20 protein-coding genes are annotated in these 21,969 nt (G+C 64.6%); 9 read left to right on the top strand and 11 right to left on the bottom strand.

From position 1 onward, the window contains the following. Positions 1-250: 250 nt before the first annotated feature. The 5 genes from NCR39_RS28975 to NCR39_RS28955 are packed head-to-tail and all read left to right on the top strand — an operon-like array spanning position 251 to position 4,469. Positions 251-520 (top strand): hypothetical protein, encoded by a 270-nt coding sequence (locus NCR39_RS28975; protein ID WP_250456225.1) that lies wholly within the window; start codon positions 251-253, stop codon positions 518-520. Further along, positions 517-1,377, top strand: coding sequence for an ABC transporter ATP-binding protein (locus NCR39_RS28970; protein WP_250456224.1), 861 nt, complete (start codon positions 517-519; stop codon positions 1,375-1,377). The genes NCR39_RS28975 and NCR39_RS28970 overlap by 4 nt, the downstream gene beginning before the upstream one ends. After that, the gene (locus NCR39_RS28965; protein ID WP_250456223.1) at positions 1,370-2,182 is read left to right on the top strand and encodes an ABC transporter permease; all 813 of its coding nucleotides are present in this window, start codon (positions 1,370-1,372) and stop codon (positions 2,180-2,182) included. Before NCR39_RS28970 ends, NCR39_RS28965 begins: the two co-directional genes overlap by 8 nt. Further along, positions 2,179-3,156, top strand: a complete 978-nt coding sequence (locus NCR39_RS28960) for an ABC transporter substrate-binding protein (RefSeq protein ID WP_250456222.1) — start codon at positions 2,179-2,181, stop codon at positions 3,154-3,156. Before NCR39_RS28965 ends, NCR39_RS28960 begins: the two co-directional genes overlap by 4 nt. Before the next feature lie 2 nt (positions 3,157-3,158). Continuing rightward, entirely contained in the window at positions 3,159-4,469 is a 1,311-nt protein-coding gene (locus NCR39_RS28955; RefSeq protein WP_250456221.1) for an amidase, read from the top strand. A 1-nt stretch (position 4,470) separates the two neighbouring features. On the opposite strand, the gene hydA is transcribed toward NCR39_RS28955, so the two are convergent. From hydA to NCR39_RS28930, 5 genes are all read right to left on the bottom strand, one after another. Continuing rightward, complete coding sequence (gene hydA / locus NCR39_RS28950) at positions 4,471-5,922, bottom strand: dihydropyrimidinase (RefSeq protein WP_250456220.1); 1,452 nt, start codon at positions 5,920-5,922, stop codon at positions 4,471-4,473. A gap of 41 nt (positions 5,923-5,963) precedes the next feature. Continuing rightward, positions 5,964-7,460, bottom strand: a complete 1,497-nt coding sequence (locus NCR39_RS28945; protein ID WP_250456219.1) for an NCS1 family nucleobase:cation symporter-1 — start codon at positions 7,458-7,460, stop codon at positions 5,964-5,966. A 56-nt stretch (positions 7,461-7,516) separates the two neighbouring features. Further along, positions 7,517-8,803: an NAD-dependent dihydropyrimidine dehydrogenase subunit PreA gene (preA, locus tag NCR39_RS28940; RefSeq protein WP_250456218.1), complete on the bottom strand. Its 1,287-nt coding sequence runs from the start codon at positions 8,801-8,803 to the stop codon at positions 7,517-7,519. 15 nt (positions 8,804-8,818) lie between these two features. Next, entirely contained in the window at positions 8,819-10,153 is a 1,335-nt protein-coding gene (locus NCR39_RS28935) for an NAD(P)-dependent oxidoreductase (protein ID WP_250456217.1), read from the bottom strand. Between the two features lie 90 nt (positions 10,154-10,243). Then, positions 10,244-11,512: a Zn-dependent hydrolase gene (locus NCR39_RS28930; RefSeq protein WP_250456216.1), complete on the bottom strand. Its 1,269-nt coding sequence runs from the start codon at positions 11,510-11,512 to the stop codon at positions 10,244-10,246. 227 nt (positions 11,513-11,739) lie between these two features. Between NCR39_RS28930 and NCR39_RS28925 the strand changes: the two genes are divergently transcribed. Beyond that, positions 11,740-12,429: a TetR/AcrR family transcriptional regulator gene (locus NCR39_RS28925; protein WP_250456215.1), complete on the top strand. Its 690-nt coding sequence runs from the start codon at positions 11,740-11,742 to the stop codon at positions 12,427-12,429. 115 nt (positions 12,430-12,544) lie between these two features. Here NCR39_RS28925 and NCR39_RS28920 read toward each other — a convergent pair whose 3' ends face one another. The 6 genes from NCR39_RS28920 to NCR39_RS28895 form a co-directional block, all read right to left on the bottom strand. Further along, the gene (locus NCR39_RS28920; protein ID WP_250456214.1) at positions 12,545-13,489 is read right to left on the bottom strand and encodes a dihydrodipicolinate synthase family protein; all 945 of its coding nucleotides are present in this window, start codon (positions 13,487-13,489) and stop codon (positions 12,545-12,547) included. Between the two features lie 160 nt (positions 13,490-13,649). Next, entirely contained in the window at positions 13,650-14,417 is a 768-nt protein-coding gene (locus NCR39_RS28915) for an AraC family transcriptional regulator (protein ID WP_250456213.1), read from the bottom strand. Further along, the gene (locus NCR39_RS28910) at positions 14,414-15,679 is read right to left on the bottom strand and encodes an NAD(P)/FAD-dependent oxidoreductase (protein WP_250456212.1); all 1,266 of its coding nucleotides are present in this window, start codon (positions 15,677-15,679) and stop codon (positions 14,414-14,416) included. The genes NCR39_RS28915 and NCR39_RS28910 overlap by 4 nt, the downstream gene beginning before the upstream one ends. Next, complete coding sequence (locus NCR39_RS28905; RefSeq protein WP_502800292.1) at positions 15,676-15,945, bottom strand: 2Fe-2S iron-sulfur cluster-binding protein; 270 nt, start codon at positions 15,943-15,945, stop codon at positions 15,676-15,678. Before NCR39_RS28905 ends, NCR39_RS28910 begins: the two co-directional genes overlap by 4 nt. Further along, entirely contained in the window at positions 15,938-17,155 is a 1,218-nt protein-coding gene (locus NCR39_RS28900; RefSeq protein WP_250456211.1) for an NAD(P)/FAD-dependent oxidoreductase, read from the bottom strand. Before NCR39_RS28900 ends, NCR39_RS28905 begins: the two co-directional genes overlap by 8 nt. Then, positions 17,152-18,111: a 4-hydroxyproline epimerase gene (locus NCR39_RS28895; RefSeq protein WP_284507397.1), complete on the bottom strand. Its 960-nt coding sequence runs from the start codon at positions 18,109-18,111 to the stop codon at positions 17,152-17,154. The genes NCR39_RS28900 and NCR39_RS28895 overlap by 4 nt, the downstream gene beginning before the upstream one ends. A 349-nt stretch (positions 18,112-18,460) precedes the next feature. Here NCR39_RS28895 and NCR39_RS28890 point away from each other — a divergent pair, with 349 nt between their 5' ends. The 3 genes from NCR39_RS28890 (at position 18,461) to NCR39_RS28880 (ending at position 21,906) form a co-directional block, all read left to right on the top strand. Beyond that, on the top strand, positions 18,461-19,618 hold the full coding sequence (locus NCR39_RS28890; RefSeq protein ID WP_040049858.1) for a branched-chain amino acid ABC transporter substrate-binding protein: 1,158 nt from the start codon (positions 18,461-18,463) through the stop codon (positions 19,616-19,618). Between the two features lie 280 nt (positions 19,619-19,898). Further along, complete coding sequence (locus tag NCR39_RS28885) at positions 19,899-20,828, top strand: LysR family transcriptional regulator (protein ID WP_250456210.1); 930 nt, start codon at positions 19,899-19,901, stop codon at positions 20,826-20,828. A 97-nt stretch (positions 20,829-20,925) separates the two neighbouring features. Further along, positions 20,926-21,906, top strand: a complete 981-nt coding sequence (locus NCR39_RS28880) for a 4-hydroxythreonine-4-phosphate dehydrogenase PdxA (RefSeq protein ID WP_250456209.1) — start codon at positions 20,926-20,928, stop codon at positions 21,904-21,906. Positions 21,907-21,969: the final 63 nt, after the last annotated feature.

Here is a 21,969-nt window from a genome sequence, read left to right as displayed (position 1 = left end):
CATCGACTTCATGGGCGCGATCGCGTCTGCATCGAACGAATAGAGTCGCGGCATCGATCTGCTTCGATGCCTGAGCGACCGCGCATCTGCGTCAAGCCTGCGAGCGGCATATCACCTCGCGATATCGATCGGCCATCAGCGCTCGATCCGCGCATCCTCTACCGAAGCATCATTCAGCGGCGACCCGCCGGCATTGAATCCACGTTCATTGCCGCTCGCCGGCGCAATGCGGCATTCCCGATAACCGGGAATGCGCCGCTCCTTCTCCGTGCCGAATCGGCGCAAGAGGCCTGAATCTTTCGTCGTCACGCACCACGACGACTACATCGCGCACCGATCCGCCCAATCATCCGCACTCCAACTGCGCGGCGGCACCCCTCTGGCGCACCGGCGCACCCTTTGCGACCCGCGCACCAAAGCAGAAGCTTTTTTTGACAAGGACAGCTTCTTATTTTTGATTGTGCATCATGCAATTCAGCAGCTACTTCACTTGTACGAGACCTTGCGAGGAACGACATGAAGGGATCGAACGCAACCGCAGTCAATACGGTCTCCGAGCCGCTGCGCGTGCGGCAACTCACTCACGGTTTCGAATCGCCCGACGGCTCGACCGTGACCATCTTCGACAGACTCGACTTCTCCGTAAAACATGGCGAGATCGTGTCGATCGTCGGACGAAGCGGCGCGGGCAAGAGCACCCTCTTCAATCTCATCTCCGGCCTGCTCACGCCGCAATCAGGCGTGATATCGGTCGGCCAACGCGCGGATGGCGAAGCGGGCCGCATCGCCTACATGTTGCAGAAAGACTTGATGATGCCGTGGCGCACGGTGCTGCAGAACGCGCTGCTCGGCATCGAGTTGTATCGCAAAGTGCGGCCCGATGATGTCGCTTCCGCGCGGCAAATGCTCGCGCGCTACGGGCTCGGCGCCGTCGCGGATGCGTATCCGCATTCGCTTTCGGGCGGCATGCGACAGCGCGTGGCGCTCACCCGCACATTGCTCGTCGATCCGACGCTCGTGCTGCTCGACGAACCCTTCTCCGCGCTCGACTACGAAACGCGTCTCGCGCTGGAGGACGACATCATCGCGCTGAGTGTGCGAAGCGGCACGAGCGTCGTGCTCGTCACGCACGACATCGAAGAAGCCATCGCGATGAGCGATCGCGTGATCCTGCTCGGCGGGCGTCCCGCGCGCATCGAAGACCAGATCGAGATCGAGTTGACGACGCATGGACCGCGCACCGCTGTCTCCGCGCGCGAGGCGCCCGAATTCCGCGGCTATCACGCGCGAATCTGGAACGGCTTGCGCGGACACGTCACGTCCCATAGCGCCGAAGCCGCTCAATCAAGCATGCCAGCAGGAGCCGTCCATGACTGAAGCCGTTCTCTCCACCGGCGTCGCGCAGAAGAAAGCCGTGCGCCGCGCGCCCGCCAAACTCGGCACGACGGGCGCCGTCGTCGGCATCGTCGTGGTGCTGGTCGTCGCGTGGCAACTCGCCGTCAGCGCGGGCTGGATCAACGGCAAGCTGCTCGGCTCGCCGTCCGGCATCTACGAGGCCGCCGTCATCGGCGCGACGCAAGGCACGCTCGCATACGACACGTGGGTCACGCTCTACGAAACGCTGGCGGGCCTCGCCATCGGCAGCGGTCTCGGCATCGGCTTGGGCCTTCTGCTGTGGTTTCTGCCGGCGGTTTCGGGCGTCGCCGAAGGATTGTCCGTCATCCTCAACAGCATTCCGAAGATCGCGCTCGGGCCGCTCATCGTGATCTGGTTCGGCTCGGACGCCTCGTCGAAGATCTGGCTCGCCGGCATCTCCACATTCGCCGTCGCGATGATCTCGTCGTGCGCCGCCGCGCGCGAAGTCGACAAGGACCTGCTCAATCTGTTCAAGTCGTTCAAGGCGAGACCGTCGATGATCTTCGCGAAGCTCATCGTTCCGAGCGCGCTGCCGTGGATCTTCTCGACCCTGCGCGTGAACATCGGCTTCGCGCTGATCGGCGCGGTCGTCGGCGAATACATCGCATCGCAGTCGGGGCTCGGTCACGCGGTGTTCGTCGCGGGCTCGCTTTTCGATCTCAACACCGTCTGGCTCGGCATCATCGTGCTGACCCTGATGGCCTCGGTTCTCAGCTGGATCGTTCAATTCGCGGAAGCGAAGATTATTTCCTGGAAGAAAAAATGAAGAAGACTCACGCTCTGCTCAACAGCATCGCGGCCGCCTGCGTGGTGGCATCCGGAATCGGCGCGACATGCGCGCAGGCCGCCGAGCCGGTCGTGATCTATCAGGCGTTTCAGTCGATCCAGTATCTGCCGCTCTACGTGGCCATCGACAAGGGCATCTTCGAGAAGAACGGCCTCGCCGTGCAGAAGGTCACGGCGGGCAGCGGCGCGGCGGGCGTCGCGGCGGTGATCGGCGGTCACGCGGATTTCTCGCTGCAAGACCCGATGACCGCGATGCTCGCGAACCTCAAGGGCGCATCGCTCGTGAACGTCGCCAATGTCGTCGCGGGCGTGCCGGTATGGGTCATCACGCCGAAGGATTCGACGGTCAAGGGCGTCGGCGACCTCGCGGGCAAGAGCGTGGCGACCGCGCTGCCGCCGTCGACGAGCACGTATCTGCTGCAACGGCTCATCAGCGAACAGAAGCTCGCGGACGTGAAGATGAACACCGTGCAGATCGGCACCGAACTCGCGCCGGTGACGGCGGGCCGCTCGGAAGCCGCCGCGCTTTATATGCCGCAAGCGGAAACGGGGCTGGCACAGGGCTACCGCATCGTGTATGCGTTCCCGAAAGCGTATCCCGGCGGCTACGCGTTCTCGACCATCGACACGCTCGCCTCCACCGTCAAGAGCAAGCCGAAGATGGTCGCCGCGTTCGTGAAGTCGATCGGCGAAGCCGAAGCGCTGATTCAGCAATCGCACGACACCGCGAAGAGCGTCGCGCGCGCCGAGTTTCCGTCGCTCGATCCGAAGATCGTGGATTCGGCGGTTCAGCGTCTCATCGACCAGAAGATCTACGCGGCCACGCCCGGCATTTCCGAGCAGGCGTTTCGCAATGCGCTCGATCTGCAGGAGTCGATCGGCAACATCAAGCCCGGCGCGATCACGTATGCGAACGGCGTCGACAACACGTTCGCCGCAGCCACGAGCAAGTGACGATGAATCGACCCGCGCCCTCATTGCTCGCAGCCCTGCTCGCGAATCGTAACGACGAAGCCGCCGCGCGTGCCACGCTGCTGAATGCGCAGGCCCGCGCCGATGCGCTGGAGCCGTGGCTTCGCGCGTTCGTGCATCGTCCGGACCGGTACGATCTAAGCGATGCCGTTGCGCGTCCGCTCGCGGGCGTGCCTATCGGCGTCAAGGATCTCGCCGATACCGCCGGCATGCCGACGCGCTACGGCTCGCCGGCTTACGATGCGCATCGGCCCGAGCATGACGCGCGCATCGTCGCGATGATCCGCGCGCTCGGCGGCACGGTCTTCGGCAAGACCGCGACCACCGAGTTCGCGTGGCGCGGACCGGCGGCGACCGTGAATCCCTGGAACCGCGCGCACACGCCGGGCGGCTCGTCGAGCGGATCGGCGGCGGCGGTCGCGGCGGGCATCGTGCCGCTCGCCATCGGCACGCAGACGGTCGGATCGATCATTCGCCCGGCCGCGTATTGCGGCGTCGTCGGCTACAAGCCGTCGTATCGCGCGGTGCCGACAGAAGGCGTGCATCCGCTGGCGGCATCGCTCGATCACGTGGGCTTTTTCGCGCGCTCGGTCGAAGACGTGGCGATCGCGCATGCGTTGTTCGTCGGTGGCGCGCCGCAAGCGGTCGAAAGCGAAGCGGCATGGCGCGATCACTTTGCGCGCAGCGCGTCCGCGCTCACGCTCGGCGTCGTTCGCACGCCGTTCTGGGACGAGCTGGTCGCGCCGCATCAACGCGCCAACTTCGATGCATCGCTGCGCACGTTGAGCGAAGGCGGCGCGCGTATCGTCGAGCTGGACTATGGCGCCGATCTTCCGCACATGCGCGAAGCGACGCTGACGATTCTCGCCGTCGAGGCGTATCGCGCCATCGGCGATGTCGCCGCGCGCGCGCCCGCTCTGATGAGCGAGCACATGCGTCTGCTGCTGGCGGAAGGCGAAGCGATGCCGCTCGCGCGCTACGAGCAGGCGTTGCTGTTGCAGGCGCAGGTGCGCGCGCAGTCCGCCGCGCTGATGCAAGGCTGCGACGCGCTCGTGACCTTGCCCGCCAGCGGTGAAGCGCCGCACGGACACGCCGATACCGGCGACGCCCGCTTCTGCGCGCCGTGGAGTCTCATGGGCGCGCCCGCGGTCAATGTGCCGTCCGGCTGGAGCGATGCGAATCTGCCGCTCGGCTTTCAGATCGTCGGCGCTTTCGGCGATGACGCGAAACTGCTGCGCGTTGCCGCGCGTATCGAAGGCATGCTGAAGTTCGAAGGACGCGTCGTCGCCGATTGACTCACCGCTCGACCGGATGCGGCTCGCGCAACTTCTTCGCCACGCGCGCCGCCTCGAAATACGATGCGTTCGGCGGACGCTTCAGGTATTGCCCCGCGCCGCGCACCGCGCGCAAGTCGCCATCGGTCCAGACGAGCGCGCCGCGCGTGAGCGTGTGCGTCGCCACGCCTTGCACGGTCATGCCTTCGAAGACGTTGAAATCGACCTTTTGATGGTGCGTCTTCACGGATATCGTTCGCGTGGCCTTCGGGTCCCACACGACGAGATCGGCATCCGCGCCGACCTGCACGGCGCCTTTGCGCGGGTAGAGATTGAAAATCTGCGCGGCGTTCGTCGATGTGACGCGCACGAATTCGTTCGGCGTGAGCCGCCCCATGTTGACGCCGTGATGCCACAGCACCGACATGCGATCTTCCACGCCGCCGCATCCGTTGGGAATCTTCGTGAAGTCCTCGCGACCCATCGCCTTCTGCGATGCGCAGAACACGCAATGATCGGTCGCCGTGGTGTGAAGCTGCCCGGATTGCAGACCGCGCCACAGCGCCTCGCGATGCTCGCCCGTGCGGAACGGCGGACTCATCACGTGTGCGGCCGCGCGCGTCCAGTCGGGGTCGCGATAAACGGATTCGTCGATGACGAGATGTCCCGGCAGCACTTCGCCGAAGACACGCAGACCATCGTTGCGTGCGCGCGCGATGACATCGACCGCATCTTTCGCCGATACATGCACGATGTAGATCGGCACGCCGAGCACCTGCGCGATGCGTATCGCGCGATTCGCGGCCTCGCCTTCGACTTCCGGCGGACGCGACAACGGATGCGCCTCCGGTCCTCTGAACCCTTTCGCGAGCAGTTGCTTCTGCAGTTGAAAGACCAGCTCGCCGTTTTCGGCGTGAACCGTCGGCAGCGCGCCGAGTTCGAGCGAGCGCGTGAAGCTGTTCACGAGCACTTCGTCGTCGGCCATGATCGCGTTCTTGTACGCCATGAAGTGCTTGAAGCTCGATACGCCGTGTTCGTGCACGAGCAGTCCCATGTCGCGATGCACCGACTCGTCCCACCATGTCACGGCGACATGAAAGCCATAATCCGCCGATGCCTTCTCGGCCCAGCCGCGCCATTGCCTGAACGCGTCCATGAGCGGCTCTTTCGGGCTCGGAATCACGAAGTCGATGATGCTCGTCGTGCCGCCCGACAGCCCCGCCGCGGTGCCGGTGTAGAAGTCGTCGCTCGCGGTCGTGCCCATGAACGGCAGTTCCATGTGCGTGTGCGGATCGATGCCGCCGGGCATCACGTACTGATCGGCGGCGTCGATCTGTTGCGTGTTCGATGGCGCGTCGAGGTTCTCGCCTATCGCGAGAATCTTGCCGCCGTCTTGCGGATCGGCGCATAGCACGTCGGACCGGTAGGTGCGGTCAGCATCGATGATGGTTCCGCCGCGAAGCAATATGGGCATCGTCACGTTCCTCCATTCACGTTCGGTTTCGCGCGTGCCGGCTAGGCGCGCATCATTCCCGCGCGCGGGCTTCCGCGCAGTTTCATCCAGCAGCCATAGACGACGGCCGCCAGCACGAGGCCGACGAACCACGCGTAGGTGTAAATCGTGTTGAAAACAGCGGGCACGCCGGCAAACGAAGCGGGAAACGCCGTGTGCAGAAAGCCCGGCAGATTCGGCAAGACGCCGACCACCAAGGCACCGACCGCCGCCATGTTCCAGCCGTTGCTGTAGCTGTATTCGCCGTTTTCGTCGAAGAGTTCGCGCGAATCGAGGCGCGTGCCGCGAATGAAGAAGTAATCGACCATCATGATGCCGGCGACGGGTCCGAGCAACGCCGAGTAGCCGACGAGCCACGTGAAGATATAGCCCTGCGTGGTCGCGAGAATCTTCCACGGCATCATGACGATGGCGATCGTGGCCGTGATCATGCCGCCCGCGCGATACGAAATGCCCTTCGGCCACAGACTCGAAAAGTCATACGCGGGGCCGACGAGATTCGCCGCGAGATTGCAGCACATGGTGTCGAGCGTGAGAATCACCAGCGCAACGCCGACGCCGATGCCCGTCATGCGGCTCGTCAGATCGATGGGGTCCCACACGGCCTTGCCATAGATGACCACCGTCGCCGACGTCACCACGACCGATATGACCGAGAGCAAGGCCATCGGCGCGGGCAGGCCGATCGACTGCCCGATCACCTGATCGCGTTGCGAGCGTGCGAAGCGCGTGAAGTCGGGAATGTTGAGCGCGAGCGTCGCCCAGAAGCCGACCATCGCCGTGAGGCCCGGCCAGAACGTCGCCCAGAACAATCCCTCTTTCTTGCCGCCCGCGACGAATTGCGAAGGCGCGGACAACATCGAACCGATGCCGCCCGCCTTCGACGTCGCCCACCACACGAGCACGACGCACATCACGACTTTGATCGGCGCCGACCAGCTTTCGAGCCAGCGAATGGAATCCGTCCCGTGCACGATGAAGTAGATCTGCAACGCCCAAAACGCGAGAAAGCACGCGAGCTGCCCGACTGAAATGTCGAGAAACGGCAGTGCCGCGCCATGCAGGGCGTTACCGGTGAGGATGTTCAACAGCGTATAAATGGCGCTGCCGCCGAGCCACGTCTGAATGCCATACCAGCCGCACGCCACGATCGCGCGCAAGAGCGCCGGCAATTTCGCGCCCTGCGTGCCGAACGACGAACGCACGAGCACCGCATACGGAATGCCGTGCTTCGCGCCCGCATGACCGATGAGCAACATGGGCACGAGCACGATGACATTGCCGAGCAGCACGGTCGCGACCGCCTGCCACGGCGACATGCCCTGCTCCGTGAGTCCCGCCGCCAACATGTACGACGCGATGTTCATCACCATGCCGACCCACAACGCCGCGAAGTGATACCACTTCCACGTGCGCTGCGCGGGGCCCGTGGGCGCGAGGTCGTCGTTATACAAGCTGCTGCGTGTTTCGACATCGAAGTCATGCGCTGTCTGATTCATCAAATGCACTCCGGCGGTGAGGTTCAAATGACGAGCGCTGCAATTGATTTATATGTTTATGCGGCTTTGGCGGGCTCTTCGGCGTCCACGCGCGCGGGATTGTTCGGATGCGTCGTCCAGTTCGCGTATTCGCCGGCATCGACCCGCTCCATCGTGATGCATTGCTCGACCGGGCACACGTGCATGCACAGATTGCAACCCACGCATTCCGCATCGATGACTTCGAAATGACGCACGCCGTCCTTCTCTTTCGCAATGGCCTGATGCGACGTGTCCTCGCACGCGATATGACACAGGCCGCACTTGATGCACTTGTCCTGATCGATGCGCGCCTTGATGTCGTACTTGAGATTGAGGTACTTCCAGTCCGTGACGTTCGGCACGGCGCGGCCGCGAATGTCGTCGAGCGTGGCGTAGCCTTTTTCGTCCATCCAGTTCGAGAGGCCGTCCGCGAGATCGGACACGATCCGGAAGCCGTAATGCATCGCCGCCGTGCAGACCTGCACGCTGCCCGCGCCGAGCACGATGAACTCCGCCGCATCGCGCCAGTTCGAAATGCCGCCGATGCCGGAGATCGGCAGGTTGGGCGTTTCCTTGTCGCGCGCGATCTCCGCCACCATGTTGAGCGCGATAGGCTTCACCGCCGGTCCGCAATAACCGCCGTGCGTGCCCTTGCCATCGACGGTCGGCATCGGCGCCATCTGGTCGAGATCCACCGCGACGATCGAGTTGATCGTATTGATGAGCGACACGCCGTCCGCGCCGCCCTTGTACGCCGCGCGCGAACCCATGCGGATATCGCTGATGTTCGGCGTCAGCTTGACGAGGCACGGCAGCTTCGTCGCTTCCTTGACCCAGCGCGTGACCATCTCGACGTATTCGGGCACCTGTCCCACCGCCGCCCCCATGCCGCGCTCGCTCATGCCGTGCGGACAGCCGAAGTTCAGCTCCACGGCATCCGCGCCGGTGTCTTCCACTTGCGGCAGAATCCACTTCCAGTCGCTTTCGTTGCACGGGACCATCAGCGAGACGATCAGCGCGCGGTCAGGCCAGTCGCGCTTCACTTGCGCGATCTCGCGCAGGTTCACGTCGAGCGGACGGTCGGTGATCAATTCGATGTTGTTCAGTCCCGCGATGCGCTGCCCGTTCCACTGCACCGCGCCATAGCGCGAACTCACGTTGACGACGTGCGGATCGAGACCGAGCGTCTTCCATACCACGCCGCCCCAGCCGGCTTCGAACGCGCGGTTCACGTTGTAGGCCTTGTCGGTCGGCGGCGCGGACGCGAGCCAGAACGGATTCGGCGATGCAATGCCCGCGATGTTGCAAGTCAGATCGGCCATGTTCTTGTGTCCCCGTCAGGCGGCTTTGATGGCGGTAAGCGCGAACGACGCATCGATGGATGCCGCCGCGATCTTCCCGTCCTGCACGGCTTGCACCGTGAGATCGAGTCCTTCGTGCGTGGAGCAGTCGCCGCCGGCCCAGACCTTGGCGAGCGTCGTCTGACAGTTCTCGTCGATGACGACGCGCCCTCCGTCGAGCGTCAACAACTCCCGCGACATGCCGACCGGGACCAGCGTTTGTCCGATCGCTTTCAAGACCATGTCGGCATCGATGACGAAACGCCCGCTTAGGCCCTCGAACTCGACGCCCGTGACAAGTCCCGCATCGCCTAGCAAGCGCTTCGGACTCGCGTGCGTGACGAGCGTCACGCCGCTTGTCTGCGCGAACTCGCGTTCGGCCCACGTCGCGCTCATGTGCTCGATGCCGCGCCGGTATGCCATCGTCACCGACTGCGCGCCGAGCTTGCGGCTCTGCACGGCGGCATCCACGGCGGTGTTGCCGCCGCCGATCACGACCACGCGCCGGCCCACCGGCACGCTCGCGAGGTCGTCGGCCTGGCGCACTTGTTCGATGAAATCGACCGCGTTCATCACGCCATGCAGCGCTTCCCCTTCGAGCGCGAGTTCACGCGTGCCCGCGAGTCCGAACGCGATGAACACGGCATCGTGTTGCTGACGCAGTTCGTCGAGCGTGACGTCACGGCCGAGCGCGATGCCGTTCCTGAACTCGATGCCGCCGATTCCATGAAGCCACTCGATCTCGCGCTGCGCGAAGTCGTCGACCGTCTTGTAAGCCGCGATGCCGTATTCATTGAGTCCGCCCGGTTTGTCCCGCGCATCGAAGACGATCGCGCGATGCCCCGCCAGCGCGAGCCGATACGCACAGGCGAGCCCAGCCGGTCCCGCGCCGACGATCGCGATGCTTCGCCCGGTCTCGGGCGCACGCCGGAACAACGGCTCGCCGCGCGCCATCGCCCAGTCGGTCGCATGACGTTGCAGCGCGCCGATTGCAACCGCTTCGTCATCCTGATGATTTCTCACACAGGCGCCTTCGCACAGGATTTCGGTCGGGCACACGCGTGCGCACATGCCGCCGAGCGGATTGGCCGAAAGAATATCCACCGCCGCGCCCTTCAGATTGCCGTTGCCGATCTTGCGGATGAAGCTGGGTATGTCGATATGCGTCGGGCACGCCTGCACGCAAGGCGCGTCATGGCAATAATGGCATCGGCTCGATGCAGCCGCGGCCGCGGTCGCGTCGAGCAGCGGCGCGACGTCCGCGAACTGGCACGCGAGCGCGTCCTGCGAGAGACGTTGCGGCGCGATATCGCCCGTTGTCTTGATGGTCATGCGCGTTCCCTCGTCAATGTGAGGACGTGACCCGGCCCGTGCGGTCCCGCGACCGCATTCTCCGGACAAACAAACGAAAGCCGCCGCGAACTACGAAGCGCGCTCCAGCATGGCGTGCAGAAGCACGTTCGCGCCCGCCTCGATCCATTCGGGCGTCGCGTCTTCGATCTCGTTATGGCTGATGCCGTCGACGCAAGGCACGAAGACCATCGCCGTCGGCGCGACCTGCGCGAGATAACACGCGTCGTGGCCCGCGCCCGACACCATGTCGCGGTGCGAATAGCCGAGACGCTTCGCCGCCGCGCCCACGGACGCGACGCAGTCGGCATCGAATTTGACGGGCTCGTAGTAGAAGATCTGTTCGAGCGCGGTGAGCAAGCCAATTTCGTCCGCGATGCGCGCGACGCCTTCACGCAGCGCTGCATCCATGCGCGCGAGCACGGCATTGTCGGGATGGCGGAAATCGACGGTGAAGAACACGCGCCCCGGAATCACGTTGCGTGAGTTCGGATGGACCTGCATCATGCCGACCGTCGCACAAGCGAGCGGCGCGTGGTCGAGGCCGATGCGGTTCACCAGATCCACCACGCGCGATGCACCCAGGAGCGCGTCCTTTCGGCGCGGCATCGGCGTGGGGCCCGCATGCGCTTCCTGTCCGGTCAGCGTGATCTCGTACCAGCGCTGGCCTTGTGCATCGGTGACCACGCCGATCGTCTTGTTCTCCGCTTCGAGAATCGGCCCCTGTTCGATATGCAGTTCGAACGCCGCATGCACCTTGCGCCCGCCGCACGGCACGTCGCCCGCATAACCGATGCGCTTCAGTTCCTCGCCGATGGTCTTGCCATCGACGTCCGCGCGCGACAGTCCGTATTCGAGCGGGAACACGCCCGCGAACACGCCGGATGCGACCATCGCCGGCGCGAAGCGCGAGCCTTCCTCGTTGGTCCAGATCACGAGTTCGACAGGATGCTCGGTCTCGATGCGATGATCGTTCAGCGTGCGGATCACTTCCAGCCCGCCTAGCACGCCGTAGATGCCGTCGAAGCGTCCGCCGGTCGGCTGCGAATCCGCGTGGGAGCCGGTCATGACGGGAGCCGCGTCCAGATTGCGCCCGGCGCGCCGCATGAAGACATTGCCCATCTGATCCACGCTGACGGTGCATCCCGCTTCCTTCGCCCAACTGACGACGAGATCGCGCCCTTCGCGGTCGAGGTCCGTCAGCGCGAGACGGCAGACGCCGCCCTTTTGTGTGGCGCCGATCTTCGCCATCGTCATGAGGCTGTCCCACAGACGGGGGCCGTTGATTCTGATCGATGTATCGAAACCTGCGATTCCCACTGCATCTGTGACAGCGTTCATTCGCGTTGCTCCGGAGCGTCGACTTCGTTTGAGGGGACTGACTGATGCGTTTTTGTTCTGACGAACCGGATGCAAATCTTGTCCGGATGGACAGGTTGTAGCCGATTAAAATAAGCAAATCAACGTCTTTCTAAAAAGCGTGTGCGGCCGGCCGCGAGAGCGAGAACCATGCCATCGCGCGCTGGCTGACAGTCAATACAATGGATGCACGACCACCCGGACGCGCCATGACGACTACAACGACGACGCATGAAGAAGAGGCCGCGGCTCCCTCTTTGCGGCCCAAGCGGCGCAAGGCGCATATCCGCGAATCGAACGAGGCGCGTCTGCTCGAATGCGCCGAAGCCGTGTTCGCGGAGAAAGGGCTGGAAGGCGCGAGCACGGCCATGATCGCGGAGCGCGCGGGCCTGCCGAAAGCCAACCTGCACTACTACTTTCCGACGAAACTCTCGCTGTACCGGCGCGTGCTCGAAGATCTCTTCGAAGACTGGCATCGGGCGGCGGATACGTTCGAATGCAGCGACGATCCGGTGATCGCCATCGGCGGATACGTGCGCGCGAAGATGGAGCTGTCGCGGCGGCGGCCGCTCGGCTCGAAGGTCTGGGCAAGCGAGATGATCCACGGAGCGGAGCACATGCGCGACATACTCGATGCGCGCGTGAAGCCCTGGCTCGATACGCGCGTGGCCGTCATTCGTGCGTGGATCGATCGCGGGCTGCTCGCGCCTGTCGATCCGAAGACCTTCATGTTCCTGATCTGGGCGATCACGCAGCATTACGCGGACTTCGATGTGCAGATACGCGCGCTCAAAGGCACGCGCGCGCTCAACAAGACGGCGTTCGATGAGGAAACGGAGGAAGTGGTGCGCCTCGTGATTCGCGCATGCGGAGCGGTGTCGCCGAAGGTGGCGTGCTGAGCGCGGCGACACTCACGGTCTTGTTCGTCGCTGTCTCGCGCGCTTGTGAGACTTCGAATCGTTCATAAGCGCGGTGGCTGGCCAGGCAGCCACCGCGCTTCGTCAAACGGGTGCCTCACGCACTGGCTTCCTTCGACCATCCCGCATACCACTTCCGGAACAGTTCGAATTGCGTTTGCGCATAGCGACGCTGCGCTTCGCTGAGTGCATCCGTTTCATTAAAGTGAAGCGTGTATTCCTTGTCGCCGTTGAGCACCATCAGATACTTGTAGTACAGCACGAGATCCGTGCCTTCGTCGAACGATGACAGCACCGCGAGCGCCGCTTCGAGTTCACGCGCCTGACGACGCGCCGTCACGTCGCCGTCGCTGGCCTTGCGGCACAGATCGACCAGATGCAAGACTTCGCGCGGCAACGCATTGCCGATACCGGTGATCGCGCCTCGCGCGCCGCAGTTGACGAAGCCGTGGAAGACCGCAGTGTCGACGCCCACCATCAACGTGACGCTGTCATCCTGACTGGTGATGTGCTCGGCTGCATAGCGCAAATCGGCAGCACCGCCGAACTCCTTGAAGCCGATCAGGTTCGGGTACTTCGCACGCAGTTCGAAGAACAGGTCTGCGCGCGTGGCAAAGCCGTAGTAAGGACTGTTGTAGATGACCGCGGGCAATGCGGGCGCCGCTTCGAGAATCGCGGAGAAATGGGCCTTTTGCGCGGCAGGCGAAGCACCGCGCGACAGCACGCGCGGAATGACCATCAGGCCGCTTGCGCCGACCTTTGCCGCGTGCGCCGCATGCGATACGGCTTCCTTCGAATTCACCGCGCCCGTGCCGACGATAGTCGGCACGCCGGCATCGACCAGCCGCGCCACGCCTTCCTGACGCTGCGCTTCGCTCAAAAGGGGCCAGTCACCCATCGATCCGCAGTACACCACTGCGTTCATGCCGAGGCCGACCAGTTCGCGCCCCTTGGCGACGAGCGCGTCGAAGTCCGGCGTGCGTTGCGCTGTGCACGGCGTCATTAGCGCCGGAATGGTGCCTGTGAAGATGTTGTTGCCCATGTTGTTGCCCTCGACGTTCGGTGACTTTGATCCGTGAAATGAACTCGCCGATCCCTCTGGCGATGCCTTGCAGTATCACAAGCCAGAAGCGTTCCGGCTTGCGTCGATTCGCGGTGTCGCGTGACGAAATCGGCACAGCGGCGCGACGTGTTCCGTTGAACTATCGCGCTTTGTCGGCGCGTATGAGCGTGCGATATTCGCTAGGCGTGAGGCCGACCGTCGCCTTGAATTGCCGCGTGAATGCGCTGTGGTCGTTGTATCCGCATCGCGCGGCGATGCCGGTAATGCTGAGATCGCTCGCGAGCAATCTGGATGCGGCATCGAGCCGTGTCTTGAGCAGCATCTGACGCGGCGTGAGATGAAAGATCTTGTCGAAATAGCGCTCCATTTGCGCCACCGACATGTCGATGAGCGATGCGATATCCGCAAGCCTGATCGGCTGCGCGTAGTTGTCGTGGATATTCCTGGCCGCCACCGCGAGGCGATGATACGCAGGATGAGTGCCCTCGGCCGCACGCAGATCACGCGAAACGCCCGCGACGCCGAGCACGCGTCCTTGCGCGTCCTGCAACGGCAACTTCGACGTGAGGCACCATCCGGGTTCACGTCCCGGATACAGATGAAGCTCCAACTGATCGGTAAAGCGCGTTCGCGTATGGACGATGCTTCTGTCCTGAGCCGTATAAGCCTGCCCGAAGCGCGCGGGAAAGACTTCCTCGGCGGTCTTTCCAAGCAGCGTCGCTTTCTCTTTCATGCCGCAACGCCTGGCAAGCGCGGTATTCACGATCACATATCGCGCCTGATCGTCCTTGACGAAGAAGACCACGTCGGGCATGGCATCGAAAAGCGGCTCGAGCAACGAGAAATGCGCCACCATGTGCTGCATGGATTGCGTTGCCGTGGCAGCAGGCAAGACGATGTCGATCATTGCGCGTCGGTTTCGAGCAGCGTTGCGATGCGCGCAGGCGCGAACGGCGGACGTTGCGCGCCCGTGTTCCAGCCGAAACAGAAGGCAGCCGCTTCGCCGCAAACTTTTCCCTGGCATGGTCCCATGCCGCAGCGCGTGTGCAGCTTCGCGTCGCGCCACGAGCGATACTTCGACGCATCGCCGAAAGCGACGTCTTCGCATCGGCACAAGATGGTGTCGGGCGTGGCCAGCGTGCGAAGTGCCGCGTTCAAGGCGAACGCTTCGTGCAGGCGCCGCGCGAATTGCCGATACGTTTCGCGCGACGCAAAAAGCGCCCGCGCATGTTCGCGATCGCCCATCGCCGCGTGCGCGGCAATGCGCCCTTCGAGCGCGGAAAGCTCCATGCCGCCCACGCCCGTGCATTCACCCGCCGCATAGACATCGGGCACGGAAGTGGCCTGCCATTCATCCACACGCAACGCGGTTTCAGACGGCGTCTCGACACGCTCACAGCCGAGCGCGATGCCGATTTGCGCGTTCGGCACCAGTCCGTACGCACAAGCGAGGCGATCGCAGTCGATACGCATGTCGCTTTCGCCATGACGCACGCGCACGTGCGTAAGCTGCGTCTCGCCATGCGCTTCCGCGACGTAAGCGCCGCGATAGTACGGCGTCGCGCGCAGATCGAAGCGCATGCGCGCCGCCTGAACGAGCTTCGCGGGCGTCTTCAGGAGACCGGCAGCGAAGTGCCGAACCTTGCTTGCCGATGCCTGCTCGACGATAGCCGCCACATGCGCGCCCTGTTCGCGCGCCGTGATCGCCGCAGCCCAAAGCAGCGGCCCGGTGCCCGCAATCACGATACGCTGCCCCGCAACGGGCATGCCGCCCTTGATGAGCGCCTGCAAGCCGCCCGCGCCTGTCACGCCCGGCAATGTCCAGCCGGGATACGGCAGAAAGCGCTCGCGCGCGCCTGTCGCCACGATCAGCTTTTCATAGCCGACTTGATAACCGCGCGCGGCATCTTCGACGAGCAGCTTCTTGTCGTCCAGGGATTGCACCACGCGGGTGCCGGACAGACGCGTGATGTTGTCGTATCGGGAAAGCGCGTCGATGGCCGCGCGCGCTTCGCCTTTCGGCGCATGTCGCGGGCCTTGCCGCCAGATTTGACCGCCGGGCAGCGCGTTATCGTCGATCACGCCGACCTTTGCGCCCGCTTCCGCCGCGACGCGCGCCGCGTGCAGACCCGCCGGACCCGCGCCGATAATCAGGATATCGAACTTCATTTCATCGCTCTTCCCGTCTCGACCGACATGCCCTGTGCACACAACGTCTGGCAGGCGAGCCGATGCTGCACGCCGTCGATCGTGACTCTGCATTCCTGGCATATTCCCATGCCGCATAACGGGCCACGGACCGCACCGCTGACCGAGCGCCGCGTGACGACATCCGCGCCGCCCGCGGCGAGCGCCACTGCCGCCAGCACCGAACTGCCGCTTGCCACGCTCAAGGCGCGTCCGTCGATATGAACCGTCAACGATTGCTCAGACATGCGCGGTTCCTTTGCTGACGCCATCGATCACGCCGCTCGTCTGGAATCGCGACGGCAGATACGGCGTCGCGTCGATCGGCAACCGGGACGACGCGCCCGTCATTTGCGCGGCGATGAGCTTCGCGGTGGCAAGCGCCGTCGTCACGCCGAGGCCTTCGTGCCCCGTCGCGATCCATGCCGGAACGCGGGCCGCATCGTCGTCAACAAAATGCGCCGCCGGGCCGATGAGCGGCAGGCCGTCCACCGTCGCGGGCCGGAAGCCGGTCCACGCGCGGATCGCGTTGAGGCCGGGAAGCCCGGGAAGATACTGGCTCGCGCGCCGAAGCATGCGCGCCATGATGTCGGGTTCGATCGCGGGATCGACGTTGTCGAACTGGCGTGACGAGCCGATCAACAATTGCCCGGTCGGACGCGGCTGCACGTTGAACGCGACCGACGTGCCGCTCGCGTGATGCGCGCTCTTGATATAGCCGAGTTCGAGGATCTGATGCCGGATGGTGCCCGGATAGCGATCCGTGATGAGCAGATGCCCCTTCTTCGCCTGCATCGGCAATCCGGGCATCAGGTCGATGGCCTGCAGGCCGTTCGCGATGAGCACCGCGCCCGCCGCGATCACTTCGCCGTTGTCGAGCACGACGCCTTCGCGCGTCAATCGCGCCACCGATGCGCCGAGCCGGCACGTCACGCGGCCTCCGCTCGACTGCTCAGACGACGCGTCCGCGATGAGCCACGCGGCGGCGGACGGCGCGTAGACGACGGCGTCGTCGGGCACGATCATGCCGCCGCGAAAGCCGTCGCGAAGCTCGGGCTCGGCTTCGCGCAACTGCTGCGCATCGAGCATCTCGCACGCAATGCCCTGACGCACGAGCGAATCGCGACGCTCACGCGCGAGATCGAACTCTTCGTCGTCGGCGGCGACCCAAAGCGTGCCGCAACGCACGAAGTCCTGACGCTTGTCGAGACGCGGCGCGAGATCGAGCCATAACTGACGCGACCACGACGACAGCGCGAATTCAGCGGGCGTATCGTCCATCACGACGACGTGGCCCATGCCCGCCGCCGTCACGCCCCCGCCGATTCCCGCGCGATCGAGCAAGAGCACATCCATTCCGTTACGCGCGAGTTCACGCGCGCACGCCGCGCCGACGATGCCCGCGCCGATCACGATCACATCGGGGCGAGCGCGTCCCGAGGCGGCACTCGCTTTCACGTGCGGATGCCCCACGCGAAGGGATCGTCGTTCGAGAAGACGAGCTTCGCTTCGGCATTCACGTGCGCGGTTCCGCGAATGCTCGGCCGCACGCGTCCCGCCGCGCGATCGCCGATGCTTTCATAACGCGCCTCGAACACGCTGCCGACGATGCTTTCCTGCCGCCAGAGCGCGCCTGGCGCGAGCAGGCCATCGGCGGCGAGGCAGGCGACTTTCGCGCTCGTGCCCGTTCCGCACGGCGAGCGGTCGTACGCCTTGCCGGGGCACAGCACGAAGTTGCGGCTATCGACATTGGGCGTGGTCGAATCGGCGAACAGTTCGATATGGTCGATGAGCGCGCCGCCCTCGCCCGTGATGCCGTTCGCTTCGAGCGCTTCGCGGATCGCCCAGGCGGTCGCGGTCAGCGATTCGACGCGCGCGAATTCCAGCGCCTGACCGTGATCGGACACGAGAAAGAACCAGTTGCCGCCCCACGCGATATCGCCGTGCACGCGCCCGAGATTCGGCACGTCGAGCGGCACTTGCGTACGGTAACGATACGCGGGAACGTTGTGCACGGTCACGCTGAGATCGCCGTGCAGTTCGGCTTCCACGATACCGACAGGCGTTTCTATCCGATGCACGCCGGGCTGCATGCGCCCGAGATGCGCGAGCGACACGACGAGTCCGATCGTGCCGTGACCGCACATGCCGAGAAAGCCGACGTTATTGAAGAAGATCACGCCCGCCGAGCACGATGGATCGTGCGGTTCGCACAACAGCGCGCCGACCATCACGTCCGAGCCGCGCGGCTCGTTGACGATGCCCGCGCGCACGCGATCGTAGTCGCGGCGAAAGATTTCGACGCGCTCGGAGAGCGGACCGCGACCGAGATCGGGGCCGCCCGCGATGACGAGTCGAGTCGGCTCACCGCCGGTATGCGAGTCGACGACTTCGATGTGTGTGAGTGTTTTCATGGGGCAATGGTAAGCGGCCGCACTGCCAGCGTCTTGGCCGAACGCGCCAGCGCGAATGATGAAATCGGCATAGCGTCGCTTGAGAAAGCCCGCTTTCTGCGCGACGAATAACGTCACCGGTAAAAACCCGACTAGTCAAAGACGCATACCGTCGCCGGCCGTGAGCGCCGCGCGACTATGCGGATTTCTGCATCGCCGCTGTTTATTTTCCGCAAGACGCGGCAATGCCCGGCTTCGTATATTTGTGCGCCACGTGCCCGAAGACGTGCCGATAAAACTGAAAAACGGCTACACCGGTTCGAGTTTCACCACTACGACACACGATTAAACCAAAGAGGATGCCTGAGAAATGAAAGTCGCCACTTCGTACGTTTCGGCCGCGCTGGTTGCGTGCTCGACCTTTGCCAGTGCATCGTACGCGCTCGCTGCATCGGCATCGCCGCAGAATGTCCAGATCGGCTTTGCGGCGCCGCTCACCGGCGGCCAAGCGCACTATGGCGCGGATTTTCGAAGCGGCGTCGAGCTTGCGATTGCAGACATGAATGCGACGAAGCCGGTCATCGGCGGGCAGCCCGTGCAGTTCGTGCTCAACGCACAGGACGATCAGGCCGATCCGCGCACCGGCACGACGGTCGCGCAAAAGCTCGTGGATGACGGCGTGGTCGCCGTCATCGGCCATTACAACTCGGGCACGAGCATTCCCGCCGCGCCGATCTACGCGAAGGCGGGCATCCCCGAAGTCGCGATGGCGACCGCGCCTTCCTACACGCGGCTCGGTTTGCCGACGACGTTCCGCCTGCTGACATCGGACACGCAACTGGGCAGCGTGCTCGGCGAGTATGTCGCGAAGGGCCTCAAGTTCAAGCGGCTCGCCATCGTCGATGACCGCACCGCGTACGGACAAGGCGTCGCCGAAGAGTTCGCGAAGGCGGCGAAGGCGGCGGGCGCGACCATCGTCGATCAGGAATACACGACGGACAAGGCGGTCGATTTCCGCGCGATTCTCACGAAGATCAAGTCCGCCGATGTCGATGCGGTCTTCTACGGCGGCGCCGATACGCAAGCCGCCCCGATGCTCAAGCAAATGCGCTCGCTGGCGATCAAGGCGGTGCTGATCGGCCCGGACATGCTGCAATCCGAGAATCTGATCAAGATCGCGGGCGGCGCGGCTGAAGGCACGCTGGCGGCATCGGAGGGAAGTCCGCTCGCGCAGATGCCGGGCGGCAGTGCATTCGCGGAGCACTACAAGGCGCACTTCAGCAAGCCGGTCGAACTGTACGCGCCTTATGCGTACGACGGCACGATGGCCGTTTTCAACGCGATGAAGAAAGCGGATTCCACCGATCCGCGCGTGTTCCTCACCGCGCTCAAGAGCACGAACATGAAGGGCGTGACCACGAGCGAGTTGTCGTACGACAATTACGGCGACCTGAAATACGGCGGCGTGACGGTGTATAAGGTCGCGAACGGGAAGTGGGTGCCGTTGCAGACCGTGGGCACGAAGTAAAGGGGAAGCGGTGGCCGCGTGCTTGGGTCAGCGCGGCCATCGATGCGACGTACGGTTGCGAGCGCGGGCGTATCGCCGGCAACGTAGCGTTCCGTGCGCCAGTCCGATGTCAGCTTCGTCTCGACTGCAACGAAGCCGGAATCGCTTCCGTGCCGATACCGGATGCACGTGAATCCTGCGCAACGGTGAAGCGATCGCGCACGAAGCGTGAACCATGACGTTAGGCCGAAGACACGCTGCGCGCTAGAATCGACACCCACCCTTCCTCCGTTCCCTTGCCTTGATCCGCCGCCCCGACCGCCTCCAGTTCGATCTCACGACGCTGCGTCTCTTCGAGGCGACCGCGGAACTCGGCGCGATCACGAAGGCGGCGGAGCGGCTCTCGCTGGCGCCTGCGGCGGCTTCGCGCCGCATCAGCGAGATGGAAGCGCAATTCGGCATCGCTCTGTTCGAGCGCCGTCCGCACGGCATGGCGCTGACCGACGCGGGCCGCGCGCTCCTCGCCCACGCCCGCAGCATGATCCACTCCGCCGCCCGCATGCATGACGATGCCGCCGCGTTCCGGCAAGGCGCGCGCGGCGTCGTCAAGATTGCGGCGTGTACGTCGGCGGTGCTGCAGTTTCTCGCCGAGGACGTGCGGCGCTGCCACGCGGCGTATCCGGGCATCGACATCGACCTGCAAGAGGCCAACAGTCACGGCGTGATGCAGGCGCTCACGCGCGGCACGGTCGATATCGGCATCTACGAGGCGTCGCTCGGACGGCTCGATCTGCCCACGCGGCTGTATCGCGAGGACCGCATCGTCGTGTTGACGACTGAGGATCATCCGCTCGCCGCGAACACGCAAGTGCGCGCCGAAGCGCTCCTCGACTGCGACGTGATCGGTCTCACCGAAGGCTCCGCCATCTCCATCGCGCTGAGCCGGCTCGCCGTCCAGATGGACCGCACGCTGCACATGCGCATCCGCGTCGGCAGCTTCGACAGCATGACGGCGATGGTCGCGGCCGGCGTGGGCATCGGCGTGATGCCGCTCGGCGTGGCGCGCGTGCTCGCGACGGCGGCGCGCTTTCGCATCCTGCCGATAGAAGGCACGTGGGCGGTGCGCCAGATGCTGCTGTGCCATCTTTCCGCCGATGCGCTTTCGTCGTCCACGCTCGCCGTGCTGGAACTGCTCGCCCAGCCGGTTTCGCAAAACGCGAAACCTGCGTAAGCCAATGAGCGATGGCGTGCGCCGGAGTTTGACCTTAATTTAAGGACATTCCGCCCGCACGAGGCGAAGCCTTCTCCCCGTCAAACGCAGGAGTGTCATGGCATCACCACCCGTTCACATCGCGCTCAGTATCGGCGACCCCGCGGGCATCGGTCCCGAAATCATCGCGCGCTTGCTGGCCGATCCGGCCACGCGACGCATGGCGCGCGTCACGCTCATCGGAAACCGGGATGCGCTTTCGCGCGGCGCCGCGTCCGCCGGCGTGCCGGTCCCGCAGCCCGACGACTGGCTCGACATTCCGCACTGGTCCGGCAGCGACGCCGTGTTCCCGCCCGGCGTCATCAGCGAGGCGAGCGGACGCTTCATGCTCGACTCGCTGCGTCTTGCCGTGCGTCATGTCGTCGACGGACCCGCCGATGCCGTCTGCTTCGGCCCGCTCAACAAAAGCGCACTGCGCGCGGGCGGCATGCAGGAAGAAGACGAGATGCGCTGGTTCGCGAAACTGCTTGATCATCGCGGCGTGTGCGGCGAACTCAACGTGCTGGATCCGCTCTGGACCGCGCGCGTGACCTCGCATATTCCGCTCAAGGAAGTGTCCGCGCGGCTTTCGCCGGAAAGCGTGGCCGACGCCATCGAAATGCTCGCGGCGGCGCTGCGGGCGTCGGGCGTCGCCTTGCCGCGCATCGGCGTCTGCGGGCTCAATCCGCATAACGGCGATCACGGCAATTACGGCAGCGAGGAAACCGACATCATCGCGCCCGGCATGCGGCTCGCCGCGTCGCGGGGCGTTGCGTCGTCCGGTCCCTTTCCCGCCGACACGATCTTCCTGCGCGCCCGCGCCGGCGAACTCGACGGCATCGTCACCATGTATCACGACCAGGGGCAGATCGCGACGAAGCTGCTCGGCTTCGAGGTCGGCGTGACCGTGGAAGGCGGCCTGCCGATACCGGTGACGACACCCGCGCACGGCACGGCATACGACATCGTCGGGCGCGGAGAGGCGAGCGGCACGGCGATGGCGCGCGCGTTCGACCTTGCCTGCCGGATGGCGCGCTCGAAGAACGCCGTGACCGCCTGACGAGCGCGGCAGACCGCGCGGCTCTGTTGCAGCAAACGGCGCACATCCCATTTGAACAAAAGA

This window comes from Caballeronia sp. ATUFL_M2_KS44 (genome assembly GCF_023630965.1).
Lineage (GTDB): Bacteria > Pseudomonadota > Gammaproteobacteria > Burkholderiales > Burkholderiaceae > Caballeronia > Caballeronia concitans.
Note: the sequence above shows the minus strand (reverse complement) of the source record. Positions and strands in the feature narration are given on the sequence as shown.